Source organism: Dehalococcoidia bacterium (genome assembly GCA_022449765.1).
Lineage (GTDB): Bacteria > Chloroflexota > Dehalococcoidia > Lucifugimonadales > Australimonadaceae > UBA2963.
This window is the reverse complement of the sequence record JAKUPZ010000011.1, coordinates 41,158-60,936: the sequence shown is the minus strand read 5'-3', so window position 1 is coordinate 60,936 and position 19,779 is coordinate 41,158. Positions and strand designations below refer to the sequence as shown.

Here is a 19,779-nt window from a genome sequence, read left to right as displayed (position 1 = left end):
AGACAAAATCCAGATGAAGGCATACCCGGTAGAAGTAAAAGCAGGCTTGGTATTTGCATACCTTGGACCACAGCCTGCTCCATTAGTTCCCAATTGGGACGTCTTCGCCATTGAGGATGTCATTCGCGATATTGGATATGCGGAGCTTGCGTGTAACTGGTTGCAATGCCAGGAGAATTCACTGGATCCCGTGCACCTCGAGTGGCTTCATGGCTACTGGTCAAATTTTATCTCTGAAGTCAGAAGCGAGACTGATAAACAACGAACTATTCGCAATCATGAAAAAATAGCTTTCACTGAATTTGAATATGGCATATATAAACGGCGCGTTATGCAAGGTGGCTCCGAAGAAGACACTTCATGGAGAGAAGGGCACCCAATAATTTTCCCGTATTATTTGCGCCAAGGCGGTGATGGGTTTGATCGTGAGAAATGGGGTATGACTGGACCTGCAGTCCAAATCAGAGTTCCTATCGACGATACACATACGGCGCATTGGTGGGTTATGTGCCACCAAAAAGAATCTAGTACTCCTGAACAAAAATTTGAAGACATACCTTTCTTTCAACCACCGGTCATTGAGCTAGATGAGAACTCACAGCCCCAATACGTTTTATTGGACTCTAATTCTGCTCAAGATTTGGCAGCGTGGGTTACCCAAGGAGCAATTGCGGATAGAACAGGTGAACACCTAGGACGATCAGACAAAGGGATCATCATGTTCAGGCAAATGCTTGAAGACAATATCAAAATAGTTGAAGACGGTGGTGATCCGATCAACACTTTTAGGACTGAAGAAGAAAATACTTATCATGGAATGATTACGGAGTATCCAAGAGAATTGGCTGCAAAAATTAACCCTAATGATGTAGGTGGAACTGGGACTGGGGGAAGTGTGTATCAGCGCCAAGGTATGGCTAGTAAATATAGCCCAATATTGAACCAAAGAGGCGTTGAAGGCGGTGAGGATGCTGAAGCCAGGCGAAAGTTAGTTGGGCAATAAAAAATTAAAATATGGTCATGCACAGCGGGTTTGTAATTTACAAGCTATCTTGGAAATGACTCGGAGGGATACATGGAAATAGGGATAGCGCTTCCTAAATTAATACCTGCAAATAAAGGGGATATTGTTGTCGATTGGGCCATCCGCGCAGATGAAGGGCCATTTTCTTCACTTGCCCAAATTGATCGGCTAGTTTACGGAAATCATGATGTTTTAACAGTAATGGCAGCAGCAGCAGCAGTTACCTCTAGGGTTCGCCTTATGCCTACAGTTCTTGTTGCTCCTTTAAGAAGCGCAGCAATAATGGCCAAACAGGTTTCGAGTATTGACTCAATTTCGGGAGGTAGATTTGTTCTTGGGATAGGTGTGGGTTCTCGTCCTGATGATTTTGCAGCCAGTGGTGCAGAGATGAAAAATCGCGGGCGCCTTATGGAGCAGCAGATTGAGGAAATGAAAAAAATTTGGAATGGAGAATCTTTTCGTGAAGGAGTAGGACCAATAGGTCCAACTTACTCACGAAAAAGCGGTCCAGAATTATTAATTGGAGGTCGCTCTGAAGCAGCACTTAGACGCTCAGGTCGACTAGGTGACGGTTATGTTGCCGGAAGTGCTGGCAGTTCTCCGTCGAATCAAGCAAAGGAAGTTTCAGAATACTTTGCTATTGTAGAAGATGCTTGGAAAGAGGCCGAAAAGCCTGGCCGTCCGCGACTGGTAGCAGGATTAACTTGTGCCTGGGGAAAATATGCAGCCGATCGAACAGCTGATTCCATCCGCTCGTACTATTCATTTCGTGGCGAGGCTGCGCGACGTATGGATGTCTTAGTACCTTCAGATGATAAGTCTTTAATCGAAGCATTCAGGGCTTATGAGGAAATTGGTTGCGATGAGCTTGTTTTAGAGCCCGGCATTGGTGATTTGGAGCAAATTGACCGACTGGCAGATTTTGTTGCAAGGTATTATTAATCTTGAATACTCAGAGTAATGCATTGAAATGTGTAGAAAGCAATGATTGATTCCCACGTACTACCAAGTGGCCAGACGATATGGGTGGCAAAACCTAGCGCAATTAGCAAGGCTACTATCCCTGCAGTCATGTGGTTGCATGAGCGGTATGGTGTAGTACAGCACCCTAAAGAGATGGCAGTGAAGCTTGCTAACGCGGGTTATGTTGGTGTGTGCCCCGATTTATTCCACCGTTTTGAGGGAGATAAGCAAGCCCTGTCCGAAGGCTCTGCAAGAGTAGTCATCAGAGATAATGAGGCGTTAGAAGACATAGATGAAGTTATAGAGTTTCTCTCATCTACCAATTATGCTGACCCTCAACGAATTGGTATTATTGGGGTTTGCCAAACTGGACGGCAGCCTATGCTATACGCAGCAAATCGCCCTGATACTCGAGCGGTGGTGGCTTTATACGGAGGGCCGGAGGAAATAGAATGGTCGCCAACCGAAGAACATCCCGTATCCATTCATGAATTCATTAGAAAAATTAATTGCAGCGTCTTGGGTTTATTTGGAGAGGCAGACCATATCATTTCAGTCGATGCAATCAGGAAAATGAGGGATACACTTGAAGCGCATTATAAAAGCTACAGATTTAGAATCTACAAAGATGCCCCTCATGGTTGGTTTAATGACACAATGCCTGGGCGATATAGGCCTGAGCCAACAGAATATGCTTGGAAAGAAATTCTTGATTATTTAGAAAATGCTTTTTCTACTGAACCTAGCGAAAGAGTTATATGGGATTTTGAGAGTGATATTTCCTCAGGATACAATTTTGCTAATAACGTACGACTTGAATGAGATTACAGATTAGAGGACAAAATGCAAAAAATTGATATTTTCAATCACATACTTCCAAAGCCATACTTCGACAAGATTACGAGCATGAGTGAAGGAGGGGCGTACATGATGAAACGCGTCTCCGCAATTCCTATGTTGTATGACGTTGATGCAAGGTTTGAGAAGATTGATCAATTTGGGGAGGATTACAAGCAGGTTTTTTCGCTTAATTTGCCTCCAATTGAAGTTGTAGCTGGTCCGGAAGACAGCCCGGAATTGGCTCAGATTGCAAATGACGGTATGGCAGAGGTTGCTAATAAGTACCCTGATCGATTCCCTGGCTATGTGGCGGCATTACCAATGAATAATGTCCAAGCATCTTTGGATGAAATTGACAGAGCGGTAGGGAAAATGGGTGCCCGTGGGATTCAAATTTTTACTAATGTAAATGGCCGTGCATTAGATGACCCGGAGCTTATGCCAATATTTGAAAAAATGGCTGCATACGATCTTCCGATATGGCTGCATCCTACTCGTTCTGCTCAATTTGCTGATTATGTAGATGAAGACCGATCATGGTATGACATGTGGTGGGCTTTTGGATGGCCATATGAGACAAGCGTTGCTATGGGTCGAATAGTGATGTCTGGATTGTTTGATAAGCACCCTGATATCAAAATAATTACTCATCACTTGGGCGGAATGGTTCCGTTTTTCGAAGGCCGTGTAGGCCCTGGGCTGGACCAGCTTGGAAGGCGTAGCGATGACCCTCATGAGGCTGGTACTTTAGCTCGATTAGAAAAACGTCCTTATGATTATTTCCGGATGTTCTATGCCGATACCGCAACCTTTGGTTCTATTCCAGCGACTGAATGTGGGCTCGCATTTTTTGGTGCAGATCATGTCCTTTTTGCTTCAGATGCGCCATTTGACCCCGAAAAAGGTTCCGGATATATAAGATCCACGCTCAGTGTGATGGACGGAATAACTGCCTCAATTGAAGATAAAGAAAAAATTTACGAGTTGAATGCTCGCAGACTTTTGAAACTATGAGGCACGGGTAATTTATATACCGTAATATTTTGCAGGGTTGCTGGTTAATATTTTCTCAATGACATGCGGTTCAATGTCGTTTCGATTGCGCATGACGGCTACCATTCCATTGTCTTTGGATTGATCCTGATGCCCATAGTCGGAGCCCATGATTATATTGTCCTCACCAATGTAATTTAGTAAGTAAGGAATATCTTCGTCAGTCTCAGAGGCGATATAGAGGCGGTAATCCTTAAACAATTGTGGACCGTATTCCAACGCTGCATCTGGATTAGCTCCTAATGTTGCTCCTCTTACTGAACGTTTCATGTGGTGTATTACATAGGGTACCCAAGAAGCAGATGCTTCAATAAAGCCAAATCGAAGATTTGGATATTTTTCAGGGATTTTATGAGCCACTAAGTCGCGGAATGCGAATAATGGTAAAGACCGAACGTGCGGGAGATTATGAGAAAATGACCTATCGAATACTTGGAGCATTCCTGGTGATCCTCCTCCGGTATGAATGCTGATGGCCATGTTTAATCGATTTGCCGTCTCATATACGGGAGCGAAATAAGACTCTGCAAGGGAACGATCACCCTCTACACCTCTAAAGAAAACGCTGACCGCCCCATTGTCATGAGCATATTCAATTTGCTTGATTGATTCTTCGATATTGCGCAACGGTGGCACTACAACCCAACGCATGCGATCACCTGCTTCGCGCCATGCATTTGCCATATAAGTGTTGTAGCTTTTGCAAATTTCAATTTCTAGTTCAACATCATCAGTGATGTAGGCTAGTAAAACAGTAGGGAAAACAATTTCTTTATCTACACCTCTTTTATCCATATCTTCAACACGCGCTTTAGGATCTGTAATGTAACGAACTTCATTTCTGATGTCCGTACGATTGTTTTCAGAATCAGAACCACCAACGGCTACTGCATAGCTTCCTTTTCCGTGTTTTTTTGGCACAGCATTACCATTGATTAGCCACACGAAATCCCTATTTCCCCCCGCTTCAGTTGCCTCAACCGACGCAAGCTGCGGCCTGCGGTGGTAATTTTTTTCGGAAAAGTATTCCCAAACACCTGGGTGTTCAATTATATGGGTATCTGCGTCGATTATTTCAGCCATAATAACTTCCTAATAAAATCTTGCTCAATTACGAGTGCGAAGGGTCTATTACTCACCATGACTGAAAATACGTAATTTGTCCAGTTTTTTGGCCCCACTAATTGATAACGGCCATGAAAAATCACCTCTGGAATCAATGAATCTATTGAAATTGACAAAAAATCGATAAAAAAGCGCTATAAAAAGAGTTGCAGAAAGAGTTATTGCACGTATTATTGGGAGCGCAGTTGGGGTGAGATAGCCCCTAAGGAGGCACCATGCAAGCATACTGTGTTAAATGTAGGGATAAGCGTGATATGTCCGGTCCTCGTGACGAGCAGACAAAAAATGGTAAGCCAATCATTAAAGGTACGTGCGGTGTTTGCAACACTGGACTTAACATTATTGGTAAAACCATCGCTCAGATGGGATAACTCGACGATTTGTCACTAAGGAGCTCGGGGGGCCTGACCAATATTGCCCCCTGCGCTTCTAATACATAACATCTCCGCCCGATACTGACAGCGCTAGTCCAGTGAGATAGTTTGCTTCCTCAGAACAGAGGAACGCTGCCATTTTGGCTATATCTTCCGTTTCTGTGATCCTTCCTAACGGATTCACGGTGGCTCTCTGTTCTATCATTTTCCTCAGATGCAAATCAGTATCAGTACCTTCAGGCTTAACTGCATTCGCTATGTGAATCACTCTTTCGGTTTCTGCAAGCCCAGGGCAGATGGCATTTACATTTATCTTGTACTCACCTAGCTCATGGGCAACCGATTGAGTAAACCCGACTAAAGCGAATTTTGAAGCGGTGTATGCGGCGTATCTTGGAAGCCCTCTTTTTCCCGCAGTCGATGAAATATTAACTATTTTCCCTGGCCCTTGCCTTTGCACCATATGCCGGGCAACTGCTCTTGTGCAAAGGAACGTTCCCTTAACATTGATACGTTGAACTTCGTCGAATGCTTCCTCTGTAAGGTCTACAAGAAGCACCCGATCAGGCCCAGGCCGTGATCCTGCATTGTTTATTAAGATGTCGATTTTTCCGAAATGATCAATTGTTTCCTGAACCATTTCATCTACCTGAGCGCTGTCTGATACATCACCGACAAGCGCAATACTATTTTTGCCTTTTGCCTTGATTTCAGTAACAACATCTTCTAGGCCTGACCATGAATTCGCTTTTGTTGAATAGGGATTGATTGAAACATCATTCACTGCAACATCCGCTCCTTCTTTAGCTAACCGATTGGCAATTGCACGCCCAAAGCCGTGCTCACCTCCCGCTCCAGTAACTAATGCCACTTTTCCAGATAAGTCATACATGATATTCCTCTATTCAAAACCGTAGAGTCGCTTAGCATTCAATCCAAGAATTTTTTCTTTTTGTGAATCACTGAGATCTTGACGGTTCCGCAAATGTTCTAGGTTTGCAGGAAACTCAGTATCCCAGTGCGGGAAATCAGAAGCAAACACTACTATGTCTTCGCCAATAATATCTAATGTAGCGGGAAGCAAACGTTCTTCCGCTTCACAAGAAATAAATATATTGCGGGATTTTAAATAATCGCTTGGTTTTTTTGATAACAATGGAGCATCTACATGCCCACGTATATGAAATCGCTCATCCATTCGGTCTAACATATATGAGACCCATCCGCATCCTGCTTCAAGGAAAGCAAGTTTTAGGTTAGGGAATTTTTCTGGGATACCAGATAGAACGATGCTTACAAATTGTTTCATTTGGAAAAAAGCGTGCCCGAGCGAATGGACTTGAGCGAGGTTTTCGAAAAGAAATTCATCGTAACTTCCAGTAAGTCTCCCTCCTGCATGCACTGCAAGAGGGACGTCGAGTGATTGGGCTGTCTCAAAAATAACGTCGAATTTTTTATCCCCATAAAGATATGGACCTTCAGGTAGCATTCCTCCTACCATACCCAGTTTGGTAACGCACCTTTCAAGCTCTTTGGCCGCACTAACAGGGTTTTGAATTGGGAGCATCGCGACACCTTTGAATCGTGAATCAGTTTGCATGTATGTGTGATGAAGCCAATTGTTATAGGCTGATGCGCGCGCCTCAGCAAAATCAGACTCTCGGATCCAGCCGGCTCCCAAGCTCCCGGTAGGGTAGAGAACTGAAAAATCCAGCCCTCCTCGCTCAAGAGCATCAACCCAAACAGCTGTATCAACTACACGAGTACCAGCACGGTTGCCAAGTGTATTATCGAACCCATCTCTTGGCGCACCTGCGCTTAAACGAGGACGCTCATTATATGGAGCTTCCAGGAAGGGCCTGATGCCTTCGTCTGTGTCGCGAACATGGCCGTCCGCATCAATTGTTAGAGTCGCCATAGTAAAACCTCCTCTTATTTAGCAAAATATGCTAAATTCCAAATAATAATATCTCTTTTACGGAAATATTTGACATGTGAGCTCGATATAGGTAGTTTGCCCGACACGAATTGGTGCAAAACCTTCCTATTTGGCCTGCATCAAAGGAGGATAAGAATGCGAGTATATCGCTTTATTAGTATTGCAATGATTTCTATGGCGTTGCTAGCTTTTGGCATTGCCTGTGGCGGAGAAGATCCTACTCCTACGCCTAAGCCCGCCCCTACCGCGACGCCGGTTCCAGCAGCCGCTCCGACAGCGACGCCGGTTCCTTCTAGTAGCGGCTCTTCAAGTGCTGCTCCTACAGCAACGCCTGTACCGCCTACTGCAACCCCAGAGCCTAAATTTGATGCAGAGGCATATTTTGGCAATAAGACTATCAGGGTTATAACAGGTACTAGCCCAGGTGGAGGGTATGACGTTTTCAGCCGGTTGGTTTCAGCCACCGCAGAGAAATACTTCCCTGAAAGTACACGATTTGTAGTTCAGAATTTACCTGGAGGAGGCCAGTACAGAGGGCTTAGAGCTTTGCTGGATGCTGACCCAGACGGCTTGACCACTGGTCCCGTCCACTCTCGATGGTTCCAGAGGCAGGCTATTGTAGGGGATATTACCGATTTTGATTTGGAAAAAATATACATCCTCGGTTCACCTACTTTTTCGCCTAGAGGTGACGTGTTTTGTGTAGACAAAAAAGTTGCATCGTCTTGGGAAGAAGTTCTCGCTCTTGGACGGCCTCTACTCATGGGAGCGGCCGGCCCTGGTAACGAGCCTGCCGTTGAGTTTATGGCAAAGAACGGTGGCCCATTCAAGTTAGTTTATGGATACGGTGGTACTTCTGAAATAATGGCTGCATTTGACCGAGGCGAGTTAGATTTCACGAACAGATGCGGACCTAGCACAGCGGGACGACTATTTCCTGAATGGGCAGAGGAAGGCCGTTTAGTGCCACTGTTTTACGAGAAAAAGCCAGTATCCTCAGACTACTTAGCGACATTGGGATACACAGGTAAATTGCCATCTTTCCTCGACCTTCCCGGATTAACGGTAGACCCGAAGCAGCTAGAGGCTTTGCAGGCTAATTTGCTTGTTACTGATCTTTCGCGAGTATTCATTCTCCCAGAGGGAGTACCAGCTGATGTTAGAAAATATTGGCAGGATCAATTTGACAAGATCATGGTTGACGACGGATTTATAGAATCACTTGGAATCGCTGGTTATACCGATAGTTATGGGTATGGTAAATCAGGAGAAATGCTTGATATCGTTCGACGCGTACGAGATCTAGATCCTTCAACAAGGGAATTGGTTCTTGAAATGAGCGGTGTTGGTAAGTTAGTAGTTAATTAATATTAAATACGCTCGGTATAGGAATTTCCTGTACCGAGCGTATTTATATCATCCAGGAGGGATGAATGTGGGAAGCATCTGTTAGTGCTGCTCAACAATTATTCAGTCCAGGCCCGTTAATTGCGTTTGCAATCATTACGCCAATAGCTCTGTTTAATGGAGTGATGATTGCTGGCGGAGTACCTGTTTTTATCCTTTTGTTAAGCTTTGCTTCTCAGCTTGATCCATTCATTGCTTTGCCTGCTGCTGTTTTTTACGCTGCTGCTAATGATGCTACGGAGCCTATCCCATCAATATTAATCGGAGTTCCAGGTTCACGTGGATCACAAGCGACAATTATTGATGGATATCCAATGGCCCGGCAAGGGAGAGCTGGTGAAGCTTTAGGCGCCGTATATTTATCTTCCCTTATTGGTGGATTAGTAGGCGCAGCATGCCTGATGGCCGTTTTGCCCGTGGCTCGTGAAATTCTAAAAGTCTTTGGGTCAGCTGAATTTTTCCTTTTGGGGCTATTGGGAATCGCCACAGTTGCTCTTCTAAGTACAGGAGCAATGGTGAAAGGGCTACTTACCGCAGCTTTTGGACTTGCAATTGCTTTAATCGGCTTTTCTCCCATTAGTGGCGAAGTAAGAGCAGACTTGGGTATTGGCTATTTATGGGAAGGTTTGCCTTTGGTCCCCATGCTTTTAGGTTTGTTCGCGATTCCTGAATTAGCAAACTTGGTCGTTAGTAATACTTCTATTGCTACAGATAGACTCGATGAAGTTTTAGCTGGTTCAAGTGGGGACGTAAAGAAAGGCATGCGCGCTGCTCTTCGCCATAAATGGTTAATTGTTAGATCATCATTGATCGGAGCGTTTGTGGGAATGATGCCGGGATTGGGTGCGGTACCAGCTCATTGGATTGCTTATGCGCAGGCACGCCAGACTGAAAAAGGTGCTTCCGAAACATTTGGTACCGGTGATATTAGAGGAGTTATTGCACCTGAAGCTTCGAATAATTCTGTTGATGGCGGGGTTTTGGTCCCAACTCTATTTTTCTCTATTCCGGGAAGCCCGCAAATGGCGTTAATATTGGCAATGCTAATTTTGGTCGGGATTCAACCAGGGCCTCCAATGCTAGATCAGCATTTGGACCTTACAATCGCGTTAGTCTGGACAATCGCACTTGCGAACATAATCGTAGTACCGATAGTACTGCGGTTCGCTCCGCTGATTGCACGAGTTACAATAATTCCCCCGAATGTATTGTTTCCTTTGGTTATGGCGATCATCGTTATTGGAGTATTCCAGACGTCCCAGTCCCTAGGAGATTTGGCTTTGTTTGCAATTGCCGGTATTTTAGGGCTCTTTATGAAGGCCTATGGCTGGCCTCGCCCGCCTATTGTAATTGCGATAGTTTTGGCTGAAGTTGTTGAAAAATACCTTTGGCTATCCGTGAATACTTACGGGTGGACAATGTTTCAACGTCCGCAATTTATCGCGATCCTAGTAGTCGTGCTTATTGGCGCAGTTATAGGAATGCGCGTACAGCGGAACGCAGCAAAAATACAGGCTTCTCAAGCCGCTTCTGGCTCCGAGGATTAGGTACAAATGACTACCTCTGATTCAGAAAAAACCAATAGTCAAAAATTTCTTTCAGTTGAATTCCTTGGTGAAGTCGTACTTCTTGCTGTAGTTGGTGCGGTTTTTGCATACATGCTTTGGGATTCACAAGAATGGGGAACTGGGGCGTGGTTATTACCAAGAATAACTATAGCCTTCGGTATTCCCTTTTGGGTTTGGAGGATTGTTAGCCTCTTTCGAACTCGAATTTCGGACCCCGATGCGCAAATTATGGACACAGGGTTCTTAGAAGCAGATGCAGACAACAATGTAGTAGCAAAGCGTTGGATTAAGTTGGTTGGAAGTACCGCTGGCTTGTTAATAGGCATATGGCTATTTGGATTTCATGTTGCAGTCCCGGGTTATACCATCCTTTACCTAATGGTTTTTGCAGGAGCAAAATGGTACTGGGCAATATTGCCTGCAATTTTTTTCGAAGCCATAATGATATTTATTTATGGAGACATTTTAATGGCTGAGTGGAATACACCTTTGGTTGTAGAATGGTGGAATGCCTTTCAAGCAAATTAACTTGGATGGCGTAGATTATTCAGATTTTGGGAGGAAATATGCTCTCTGCAGAAAATAACAATTTAATCACTAAAGTTGGACCAGGAACCCCTATGGGAGAGACAATGAGGCTCTACTGGATTCCAATTATGATGGATTTCGAACTTCCACATGCTGATTGTGATCCAGTAAGAGTAAGAATCCTTGGCGAAGACCTGGTAGCGTTTCGCGACTCAAAAGGCCGGATTGGGTTGCTTCCTGACGCTTGCCCTCATCGCCGCGTTAGTTTGTATTTTGGAAGGAATGAGGAAGAAGGATTGCGCTGCGTCTACCATGGGTGGAAATTTGATGTAAACGGTGAATGCGTTGATATGCCGAATGAGCCTGTAGAAAGTAACTTTAAGCATAAAGTTAAAACGAAGGCATATAAAACATGGGAAGGTGGTAATGTTATATGGGCTTACCTCGGCCCGGCAGACCGAGTACCCACACCTCCAATGTTTGAATGGACTACAGTGCCTGATACACATCGGGGAATTACTAAATTGGTCCAGACATGTAACTGGGTTCAAGCAGTTGAAGGTGGGATAGATACTTCCCATTCTTCTTTCCTTCATAACAACGACCTATCGGATAAAACCCTTCTTCGATCTCGCTCCACTGCTCCTTATTTGGAAGTTGAAACAACTGACTATGGATATACCTACAGTTCTACCCGGCCACTTTCAAAAGATGAGGGCAATTACATACGTACATATCATTACGTATTGCCTTTTCACCAAATTCGGGCGGGGCAAGTTGGTAGAAGTGGTGAAAAAGTACAACCCCGTAGCTCTGGACATTGCTGGGTTCCCATTGATGACGAAACCACAATGGTCTTCAACTGGACATTTACATGGGATGACAATCCGTTGAACGCTAAGGATAAAGCCCTTGAAGGTACGGGCAATGAATGGGATGTAGACATTGATCGTACTACCTTTATTGCTCAGCGAAATAAAGGTAATGATTGGATGCTGGATCGGGACATGCAACGCACGAAAAATTTCACTGGGATAGTGGGAGTGAATACTCAAGATCGTGCATTACAGGAAACGATGGGTGTTATAGCTGATAGAACTCAAGAGCGACTAGGAACAAGCGATCGGGCAATCATTGCAATGCGAAAATTGCTTCTGGAGTCTATAAAAGTTGCTGGTGATGGAGGGTCGCCTCGAGGTAGCCAAGGAGAATTTATCGGTATTCGTGCTATTGATCGTATTCTTCCGGCAGATCAACATTGGTCAGCACTTAAACCAGAAATGTACCCGGTAGGTACTCATTAATTCATAATAAAAGCGATGGCGCCCAAGAGCGCCATCGCTTTTATTATGAATTTTTACTGACCGGTTTTGCAACGGAAAACGCAATTAATGCAATGACGAAAACTAACGAGAACACCCAAAATGCAAAATCATAATCATTGGTGAAATCCCTTATAAGGCCAGCGAAAATTGGCCCGATCATGCTTACACCAGACATTATGGGTGCTGCGAAACCACGTATCGTACCAAAAGATTTTCTGCCAAAATAATTAGCGAATAGCATTCTGCTCACTACGGTCCATACTCCAAGTGCAGACCCATAGGCTAAGCTGAAAAATACTGCAATTAAAAACGAATTAGCTGCTATCGCTAATATCATTGAAACAAAATATAAAGCCACAGATATTACTGCTAATAACCTTGTATGAACATGTTCCATGACAAGACCCCAACCAAAAACTGAAAGTGCTGCAACAGCTAGGTAAATTGTGGTCGCTGTTACAGCCGCGCTTTGCGTAAGCCCGTTGTCAATAAAGCTTGCTGTGATGTGTAAATTTGTTGCATTTACCGCCAAAATTACGGCAGCCTGACCAATAATCAGTGCCCAAAGCGTCTTTGTACGCTTTGCTTCAGCAAGTGTCCACAGCTCTTCACCTGCTGATTCGGATACGGAATTAGCGGGCAGATTCTCAGCGGCGTGCTGCCCGTCGGGCATGAGGCCATAATCCTCTGGTCGGCGTCTCATGTAAATTGCACTTGGAATAACAATTGCTAAAAACGCAAACCCTGCCAGTGCGAGCCAGGCTTCGCGCCAACCCAGCGTTACAATAATTGCAAGAATTGGAATAGGCATTATTACTTGCCCGACACGTTGCCCTACTCCTAACAATCCAACAATTCGGCCACGTTTCTTCACAAACCATGAAGCTAGTGCAACCATAGTTGCAAGTTGTGCACCAGCTGCTGCTGTCCCTCTTGCTAAGCCGAATAAGCCCCAAAAATGCCAGACTTGTGTCATTGAAGCTAGGCCAATCATGCAACCGACTATTATTGCTCCTGAGATGACAGTTACGCCTCTTGCTCCTCTGTTATCTAGAATCCTTCCTACCCATATTGATCCTATACCACCCATACCTGACCCAATTGCAAAACCTATGGAAATCGAGGTTGAAGTCCATCCAAGATCATCTTGAATGGGCCTCTGAAATACGCCCATGATAGGTCCTTGCATTGGGACGCTAGCAGCTGCAGAAAACATGCTGGCAGTGACAATTGCCCATCCATAATAAATTTTGCGAAATGGCCAGAAAATTGATATTCGCGGTCGTATATTGGGTCTGCTATTCATTTTGTCCAAACATCATCAGTGCGCTCATATTACTAAAACCGGATATACTCGCCCATGGAGTTGAGATGATCGAGAATAAAGAATTCCAAAAAAGCCTAATAGCTACTGTCAGAGAGTTCGTAAAGCGAGAGGTAATTCCGGTAGCTAGTGAACTAGAGCATGCCGATAAGTACCCTGAACACTTAGTTGAACAAATGAAAGAACTTGGATTTTTCGGTGCAACTATACCTGAAAAATATGGGGGCAGTGGGATTGGAGTTGAGTCATATTCGTTAATGATTGAAGAGCTAGCCAAGGGCTGGATGAGCCTTACAGGTATACTCAATACGCATCTACTTGTCGCCAATATGATCCAAATGTCAGGTACAGAAGACCAAAAGCAAAACTTCCTACCATTAATGGCATCTGGCGAGAAGCGCGCTGCTTTATGCATAACTGAGCCGGAGGCAGGAACTGATGTTGCGGCAATTCAGACCACAGCCATATTGGATGGAGATGAGTATGTCCTAAATGGACGCAAAATGTACATTACTAATGGCCGATATAGCTCAATTTACGCCATTGTTTGCAAGACAGATACTGATATCGAGCCTAAGCATAAAGGCATAAGTATCTTACTTGGGGAGAAATCTGAGAATTTGAGTGTATTACGAGATATACCTAAATTAGGCTACCGTGGTGTTGAGACGACAGAGATAGCTTTGGACGATTACAGGGTTCCGCAAACTAATTTACTTGGTGGACTTGAAGGTCATGGCTTTTCACATGTGATGTCGGGCCTCGAGCTTGGAAGAATTAATGTTGCCTCGAGAGCAGTAGGCGTTGCACGTGCAGCACTTGAAGCAGCTGTCAAATACGCTCAAGAGCGGCAAACTTTTGGTAAGCCAATTGCTGAGCACCAAGCCATTCAGCAGAAGCTTGCTGAAATGGCGACACAGGTGAAAGCAGCTCATCTTTTAGTTATGGATGCTGCCAAGAAAAAAGATGAAGGTGTCAGGGCGGACCTTGAAGCTGGGATGGCGAAGCTTTTTGCAAGTGAAACCTGCCTTAATGTTGCTACTGAAGCAATGAGAATTCACGGAGGGGCAGGGTATATTCAAGATTTACCTGTTGAGCGTTATTTCAGAGACGCTCCGCTTATGATAATAGGTGAAGGTACTAACGAAATACAAAGGCAAGTAATTGCTAGGAATATCTTAAAAAATTATCCATCTGGTGATTTTATTTACGAGTCTCAATTATGAGTATGCCATTAAGCGATATTAGGGTTTTGGAGCTAACAAATGTCCTCGGGGGACCCTTAGCAGGTCGCTTGCTTGGCGATTTAGGCGCAGAAGTCATAAAAATTGAACAGCCAGGTTCAGGAGACTCCTCTCGTAAATTAGGCCCATATTTTTTAGAAGGCGAGAGTGCATATTTTTTAGGCTTTAATAGAAATAAAAAAAGTATGACTTTAAACTTGCGGGTTGAAGAAGGCTTATCTGTTTTTTATGAACTGACAAAACATGCTGATGTGGTACTAGATAATTTTAGGCCAGGAGTATTAGAACGGCTCAAAATTAACTTTGAGATATTAAATCAAATTAATCCAGCAATTATTTCTGCCTCGCTTTCTGGGTTTGGCCAAGACGGGCCTTATTCCCAAAGACCCGCATTTGACGGTGTTGTTCAAGCTATGGGCGGTGCAATGAGCGTAACCGGTAGAAAAAATGAGGATCCAGTCTACATGGGATTTCCCATGGGAGATGTTGGTGGCGGATGGGGACTTGCATTTGGTGTGCTTGCTGCTCTTCATGAAAGAGCGAGGACTGGCAAAGGCAAGCGTGTTGATATCAGCATGCTGGATATGCAGGTGTCATTTCAAGCTCATTTAGGAGCGTTCTATTTGGCTTCTGGAGTAGTACCAGAACCAATTGGTTCTGGTCACCCTAGCAATATTCCTGCCAAATCGTTTAAGACTAAAGATAATAAATGGGTTCAGATTCATTGCTCAACTGAGCCGTTTTGGTTCAAAACTGCAGAAATGGTATCTGCAACTGTCCCTGGTTATTCAGATTTATCTAATGATGCTCGCTTTACAACAGCCACAGGAAGAATGGAAAACCGAAAAGACTTGGAAGAAATATTAGATGGTGCGATAAAAACAAAAAATCAAGAAGAATGGAAATCATTATTTGTTGACTGGGATATCCCTGGAGCTCCCATTAATGATTTGAGTGATGTCTTTTCTGACCCACAGGTTTTGCACCGTAACATGCTAGTAGAGATTGAACACCCGACGATAGGTAGTATAAAGACTTCCGGGAATCCTATAAAAACTGGCCAAGATGAAAATTTTTCCCCGCCACCGCTTTTGGGCCAGCACACCCAAGAGATTTTGAAGAATATTTGTGGCTATTCTGTTGCTGAAATTAAGTCATTGGAAGCAGTGGAAGCAATTTGATTTTTAAAAAATCAAAATTTGAGACTGAAGGTAATCTATCAGGCCTTGCACTTCCAATAGTCATTATTTTTTTTAGCTGGGGTTTTGGAACTGGTGCTCTATGGGTAGCTAGGCCTCTTTTTACACTTTCCTTTGGAGTATCGTTATTTTTCGTCGGTTTGATCTCCTCATTGAGCGCTGGTCCAAGAATGATATCTGGACCTATAACTGGCTATCTTTCCGACAGATGGGGTAGAAAACCATTAATAATGATTGGTGCAATCGGCCATGGAACTGTATTAGTTTTACAGGCTTTCTCAACAAATTTTTTTCAATACGCGGTGCTAGAAGTTTTTGCCGGACTAGCTATAGCCTTCTGGGTAGTTTCGTCCGGTGTATTGGTAGCAGATGTAACGAACGCCGGTAACCGCGGAAGAGGAGTTGCCTTAAGGAATACGGCGCAACGGGTTGGGTTATTAGCTGGGCCAGTGGTTGGGGGTATTATTGCAGGCTTATTTGATCTTCGGTGGGTTTTTATTTTCATTGCACTCACTCGCTTAGTTGTTTTGCTGGTCACGCTGACAATGATTCCGGAAACAAAGCCTATTAAGAGTGAAGCACCTGTCTTGAACGAACATATTGCTGCAAGGAAAGGGCTTAGCTCCTTAAGTATGTTTGCAAATCGTCCATTTGCGGGATTAGTTGCAGCTACTTTTGCATTCGGTACCGTAGGTCTCGGGCCTGGTGTTTTCAGAACATATTTCCCTATTCATGCTCAAAATGCAGGAGGACTTGATCCTACAGCCATCGGTAATTTAGTTGGAGTGGCAGGCCTTATAACCTTAATTCTGACTATGCCTATAGGTGTATTGCTTGATAGGTACGGTCGCAAAAAACTTATTATTGCCGGTCTACTTGCAACGATCCTAGCTACTTTCTTGTTAGGGACGGTTGCAGGCTTGGTAACGGCATTCTTTGCAGTTACGGCGTTTGCAGTTGCGGAAGGTACCAATTCGAATACTATTTTGACATATGCTATGGATCTGGCTCCCGTTGATCATAGAGGCGCTTTTATAGGGGCGTACCATTTCATGCTTAGTTTTGGGCAAGTAATCGGACCGTTGAGTGCCGGATTGCTTGCAACATACTTTGAATTACAAACCACATTTTTCTTAATATGCGGCGCGATAGTTCTCTGCACTTTAATCTTTGCGATGATGGCTCCTGAAACTTTTGAAAGGCAAGTTTCTAGAAAATCAAATTAAGGTTAGACTGCGCACATTACTAAAGCGAGGTAATTGTTTTGATTTACGAATTGCGTACGTATAACTTGACTGCAAATTCAGTACCTGAAGTTGAACGTAGATTTGCAGAAAAAATCGAGGCTAGGGTAAAAGTCTCACCTTTAATTGGTTTTTGGCATACAGATATCGGACCCTTGAACCAAATTGTACATTTGTGGGGCTACGAATCATTGCAGCATAGATCGGATACACGTGCAAAAGTAATTGCGGATGGTATATGGCCACCAGATATTACTGAATTTGCTGTCTCAATGGAGAGCGATATCCTTGCCCCGTCACCAATTAACGACCCACTTGATGGACCTAGAGAGTGGGGGAATTTGTATGAACTCCGAATGTATACCTATCCTTCTGGAGCAATCAGCTCGGTGATGAAGCAATTTACCGAACAGGCTCCTAAGAGACTGGAAATCTCACCAGGTTGTTTTTTTGCAAGCGAACTAGGGCAACTCAATCGCTTTTACCAATTATGGCCATACAGAGACTGGGATCATCGCGATGAACTTCGAAAAATTTACACTCAAGGTATATGGCCACCTCACACAGATGAACGTCCTGTACAGCAGCTAGTAAGGCATATGGTCCCTTCATCATTTTCCCCTCTTCACTAGGTTTGACCCTTACGTGTAGCGGTGATACTGTCCCAAATAGAAGGAGTACAAATGAAATTAATTAGCTTCAATGATTATCAAATAGGTGTTTTGACTAGCGATAATAGCGTTATAGAAATTACAGACCTACTTCCTGATTTGCCTGATGAACTTCGCTCATTCCGAATGCTTTCCTTGATAGAGCGATGGGATTCTCTCTTGCCAAAAATCAAAGATTATATTGAGACTAAAGACCCTGTAGGGCTTGATACAGTAAATTTGATTGCACCAGTACCTGCACCAAGGAAAGTTTACGCCCAGCCATCGAATTACAAAGCTCATTCTGATGAAATGCAGGCGAGCCCATGGTCTGGTTCCGCGCCGCAAATATCTTCCGAGCAAGGAATGTTCTTAAAGGCTTCTAGTTCAGTATCGGGTCCTAATGATCCTATACTGTTGCCGTATTCCGATAGAGTTATACATCATGAGTCAGAATTAGTGATGATCATTGGCAAAGCTGGCAGCATGATACCTGCCGAACAAGCCCTCAGTCATGTTTTTGGCTATACATGCGGATTGGATATAACTGTACGAGGACCGGAAGATCGAAGTAAGCGTAAATCGTTTGATTCTTTTGCTCCAATTGGTTCTTACATTATCACGGCTGATGAAATCCCTGATCCTCAAGACTTGGAAATAAATCTTTGGATCAATGAAGAATTGCGCCAGCATGCTTTTACTAAAGACATGATTGTTGATTGCAAAAACCAGATAGCAAATATGTCCTGGGTTGCAAAAATGGAACCAGGGGATCTTGTATTTACTGGAACACCTGAAGGTGTAGGACCTATTGCACCAGGGGACCTTGTCACTATCAATATTAGTGATGTTGGAGAATTATCTGCTCGTGCTGAAGCTCGTTACTAGGAGGCTATTATGTCCTGGATTATGCCCGAAAATGAAAAGGCCTATCACCAGAAACTGGATGATGCCAATATAAATCCATTATGGGTAATGCATGCATACCCCCCCGAGCGACCCAAACTGGAACCTTATGTTTGGAGATGGACTGAAATGCGTGATTTAGCTTATCAAGCGGGAGAACTTGAAAGCTTGAAGGGGCATGGGTTCCGACGTGCGCTAACAATGCGTAATCCTGGTTTAAATAACCCTCAAGCAGGAGCTACTAAAACTATGTCAGCTGCCATCCAAATCGTTTGGCCAGGTGAGATTGCTGAAGCGCATAGGCATAGTGCAGCGGCAATTCGTTTTGTCATTGAAGGCGAAGGCGCTTTTACTGTGCAAGATGGAGAACGATTCCGAATGGAAGAAGGTGATTTAACATTAACTCCAAGCTGGGTCTGGCATGACCACAATAATCCTCAAGAAAAACCTGTCATTTGGCTTGATTGCTTAGATGCCCCTATGGTTGGTTATTTCGATGGAATGTTTCAAGAGCCATACCCTGAAGATGTGCAACCTGTCACCAAACCCAATGGCTATACCAATGCAGCTATTGGTAACGGCTTGATGCGTGCCAATTTAAAAGACGTTGTTGGTGGGACGCTCCCTATAACCTACAAATGGAATGATGCATATGGTGCATTATTGGGATTCGGAGAAGAAGATCGATTTGATGGTGTAATAATGGAATACTCAAATCCAGTTACGGGTGGCCATAGCATGCCAACTCTGGCTCTAAAACTTCAACGGCTGGCACCAAATTCTCATACTGATGCACATCGGCATACTTCTAGCGTTGTCTATCATGCTGCTAGAGGCTCGGGTTTCTCAATAGTTGATGGTAGGCGATTAGATTGGTCTAAAGGCGATACATTCGTATTGCCTGCTTGGGTTACACATGAACATGGAACTGAATCCAACGAGGATGCTGTTCTATTTTCGATGAGCGATTTGCCTGTAGTCGAGGCAATGGGCCTCTACCGGGAAGAAGAGATGGATCGACAAGATATTCTAGGATCTATCGGTTAAAAATTCGTTAAAAGGAATC

Annotated in this window: 19 protein-coding genes; 15 read left to right on the top strand and 4 right to left on the bottom strand. The window is 44.0% G+C overall.

Going from position 1 to position 19,779, the window contains the following annotated elements; all coding sequences use genetic code 11:
• The 4 genes from MK127_06265 to MK127_06250 form a co-directional block, all read left to right on the top strand.
• A partial coding sequence (locus MK127_06265; protein ID MCH2532396.1) for an aromatic ring-hydroxylating dioxygenase subunit alpha occupies positions 1 to 1,003 on the top strand: 1,003 nt, incomplete at its 5' end.
• 72 nt (positions 1,004 to 1,075) lie between these two features.
• A complete protein-coding gene (locus MK127_06260) occupies positions 1,076 to 1,966 on the top strand; it encodes an LLM class flavin-dependent oxidoreductase (protein ID MCH2532395.1) in 891 nt (296 codons plus the stop codon).
• A 42-nt stretch (positions 1,967 to 2,008) separates the two neighbouring features.
• Complete coding sequence (locus MK127_06255) at positions 2,009 to 2,809, top strand: dienelactone hydrolase family protein (protein MCH2532394.1); 801 nt, start codon at positions 2,009 to 2,011, stop codon at positions 2,807 to 2,809.
• Positions 2,810 to 2,830: 21 nt separating this feature from the next.
• Entirely contained in the window at positions 2,831 to 3,841 is a 1,011-nt protein-coding gene (locus MK127_06250) for an amidohydrolase (protein ID MCH2532393.1), read from the top strand.
• 12 nt (positions 3,842 to 3,853) lie between these two features.
• Here MK127_06250 and MK127_06245 read toward each other — a convergent pair whose 3' ends face one another.
• Entirely contained in the window at positions 3,854 to 4,963 is a 1,110-nt protein-coding gene (locus MK127_06245) for an amidohydrolase (GenBank protein MCH2532392.1), read from the bottom strand.
• A gap of 257 nt (positions 4,964 to 5,220) precedes the next feature.
• On the opposite strand from MK127_06245, the gene MK127_06240 reads away from it, so the two are divergent.
• Positions 5,221 to 5,376 carry a DUF5679 domain-containing protein gene (locus MK127_06240; protein ID MCH2532391.1) on the top strand — a complete coding sequence of 52 codons (156 nt, stop codon included), beginning with the start codon at positions 5,221 to 5,223 and terminating at the stop codon, positions 5,374 to 5,376.
• Positions 5,377 to 5,434: 58 nt separating this feature from the next.
• On the opposite strand, the gene MK127_06235 is transcribed toward MK127_06240, so the two are convergent.
• Entirely contained in the window at positions 5,435 to 6,271 is an 837-nt protein-coding gene (locus MK127_06235; GenBank protein MCH2532390.1) for a 3-oxoacyl-ACP reductase FabG, read from the bottom strand.
• A 9-nt stretch (positions 6,272 to 6,280) separates the two neighbouring features.
• Entirely contained in the window at positions 6,281 to 7,297 is a 1,017-nt protein-coding gene (locus MK127_06230; GenBank protein MCH2532389.1) for an amidohydrolase, read from the bottom strand.
• Positions 7,298 to 7,453: 156 nt separating this feature from the next.
• Here MK127_06230 and MK127_06225 point away from each other — a divergent pair, with 156 nt between their 5' ends.
• The 4 genes from MK127_06225 (at position 7,454) to MK127_06210 (ending at position 12,125) form a co-directional block, all read left to right on the top strand.
• Positions 7,454 to 8,686 (top strand): hypothetical protein, encoded by a 1,233-nt coding sequence (locus tag MK127_06225; GenBank protein ID MCH2532388.1) that lies wholly within the window; start codon positions 7,454 to 7,456, stop codon positions 8,684 to 8,686.
• 65 nt (positions 8,687 to 8,751) lie between these two features.
• Positions 8,752 to 10,272 carry a tripartite tricarboxylate transporter permease gene (locus MK127_06220; protein ID MCH2532387.1) on the top strand — a complete coding sequence of 507 codons (1,521 nt, stop codon included), beginning with the start codon at positions 8,752 to 8,754 and terminating at the stop codon, positions 10,270 to 10,272.
• A 6-nt stretch (positions 10,273 to 10,278) separates the two neighbouring features.
• Positions 10,279 to 10,821, top strand: coding sequence for a hypothetical protein (locus MK127_06215; protein ID MCH2532386.1), 543 nt, complete (start codon positions 10,279 to 10,281; stop codon positions 10,819 to 10,821).
• 38 nt (positions 10,822 to 10,859) lie between these two features.
• Positions 10,860 to 12,125, top strand: coding sequence for a Rieske 2Fe-2S domain-containing protein (locus MK127_06210; GenBank protein MCH2532385.1), 1,266 nt, complete (start codon positions 10,860 to 10,862; stop codon positions 12,123 to 12,125).
• 43 nt (positions 12,126 to 12,168) lie between these two features.
• Here the strand turns inward: MK127_06210 and MK127_06205 are convergent, their stop codons facing one another.
• The gene (locus MK127_06205) at positions 12,169 to 13,452 is read right to left on the bottom strand and encodes an MFS transporter (GenBank protein ID MCH2532384.1); all 1,284 of its coding nucleotides are present in this window, start codon (positions 13,450 to 13,452) and stop codon (positions 12,169 to 12,171) included.
• Positions 13,453 to 13,517: 65 nt separating this feature from the next.
• Here MK127_06205 and MK127_06200 point away from each other — a divergent pair, with 65 nt between their 5' ends.
• From MK127_06200 to MK127_06175, 6 genes are read left to right on the top strand one after another with little or no spacing between them, the layout of a single operon-like run.
• A complete protein-coding gene (locus MK127_06200) occupies positions 13,518 to 14,696 on the top strand; it encodes an acyl-CoA dehydrogenase family protein (protein MCH2532383.1) in 1,179 nt (392 codons plus the stop codon).
• A complete protein-coding gene (locus tag MK127_06195) occupies positions 14,693 to 15,895 on the top strand; it encodes a CoA transferase (protein ID MCH2532382.1) in 1,203 nt (400 codons plus the stop codon). Before MK127_06200 ends, MK127_06195 begins: the two co-directional genes overlap by 4 nt.
• On the top strand, positions 15,892 to 17,139 hold the full coding sequence (locus MK127_06190) for an MFS transporter (protein ID MCH2532381.1): 1,248 nt from the start codon (positions 15,892 to 15,894) through the stop codon (positions 17,137 to 17,139). The genes MK127_06195 and MK127_06190 overlap by 4 nt, the downstream gene beginning before the upstream one ends.
• 38 nt (positions 17,140 to 17,177) lie before the next feature.
• The gene (locus MK127_06185; GenBank protein ID MCH2532380.1) at positions 17,178 to 17,789 is read left to right on the top strand and encodes an NIPSNAP family protein; all 612 of its coding nucleotides are present in this window, start codon (positions 17,178 to 17,180) and stop codon (positions 17,787 to 17,789) included.
• 51 nt (positions 17,790 to 17,840) lie between these two features.
• Complete coding sequence (locus tag MK127_06180) at positions 17,841 to 18,695, top strand: fumarylacetoacetate hydrolase family protein (GenBank protein ID MCH2532379.1); 855 nt, start codon at positions 17,841 to 17,843, stop codon at positions 18,693 to 18,695.
• A gap of 9 nt (positions 18,696 to 18,704) precedes the next feature.
• Positions 18,705 to 19,760 (top strand): cupin domain-containing protein, encoded by a 1,056-nt coding sequence (locus MK127_06175; protein ID MCH2532378.1) that lies wholly within the window; start codon positions 18,705 to 18,707, stop codon positions 19,758 to 19,760.
• The last annotated feature ends 19 nt before the right edge of the window (positions 19,761 to 19,779 follow it).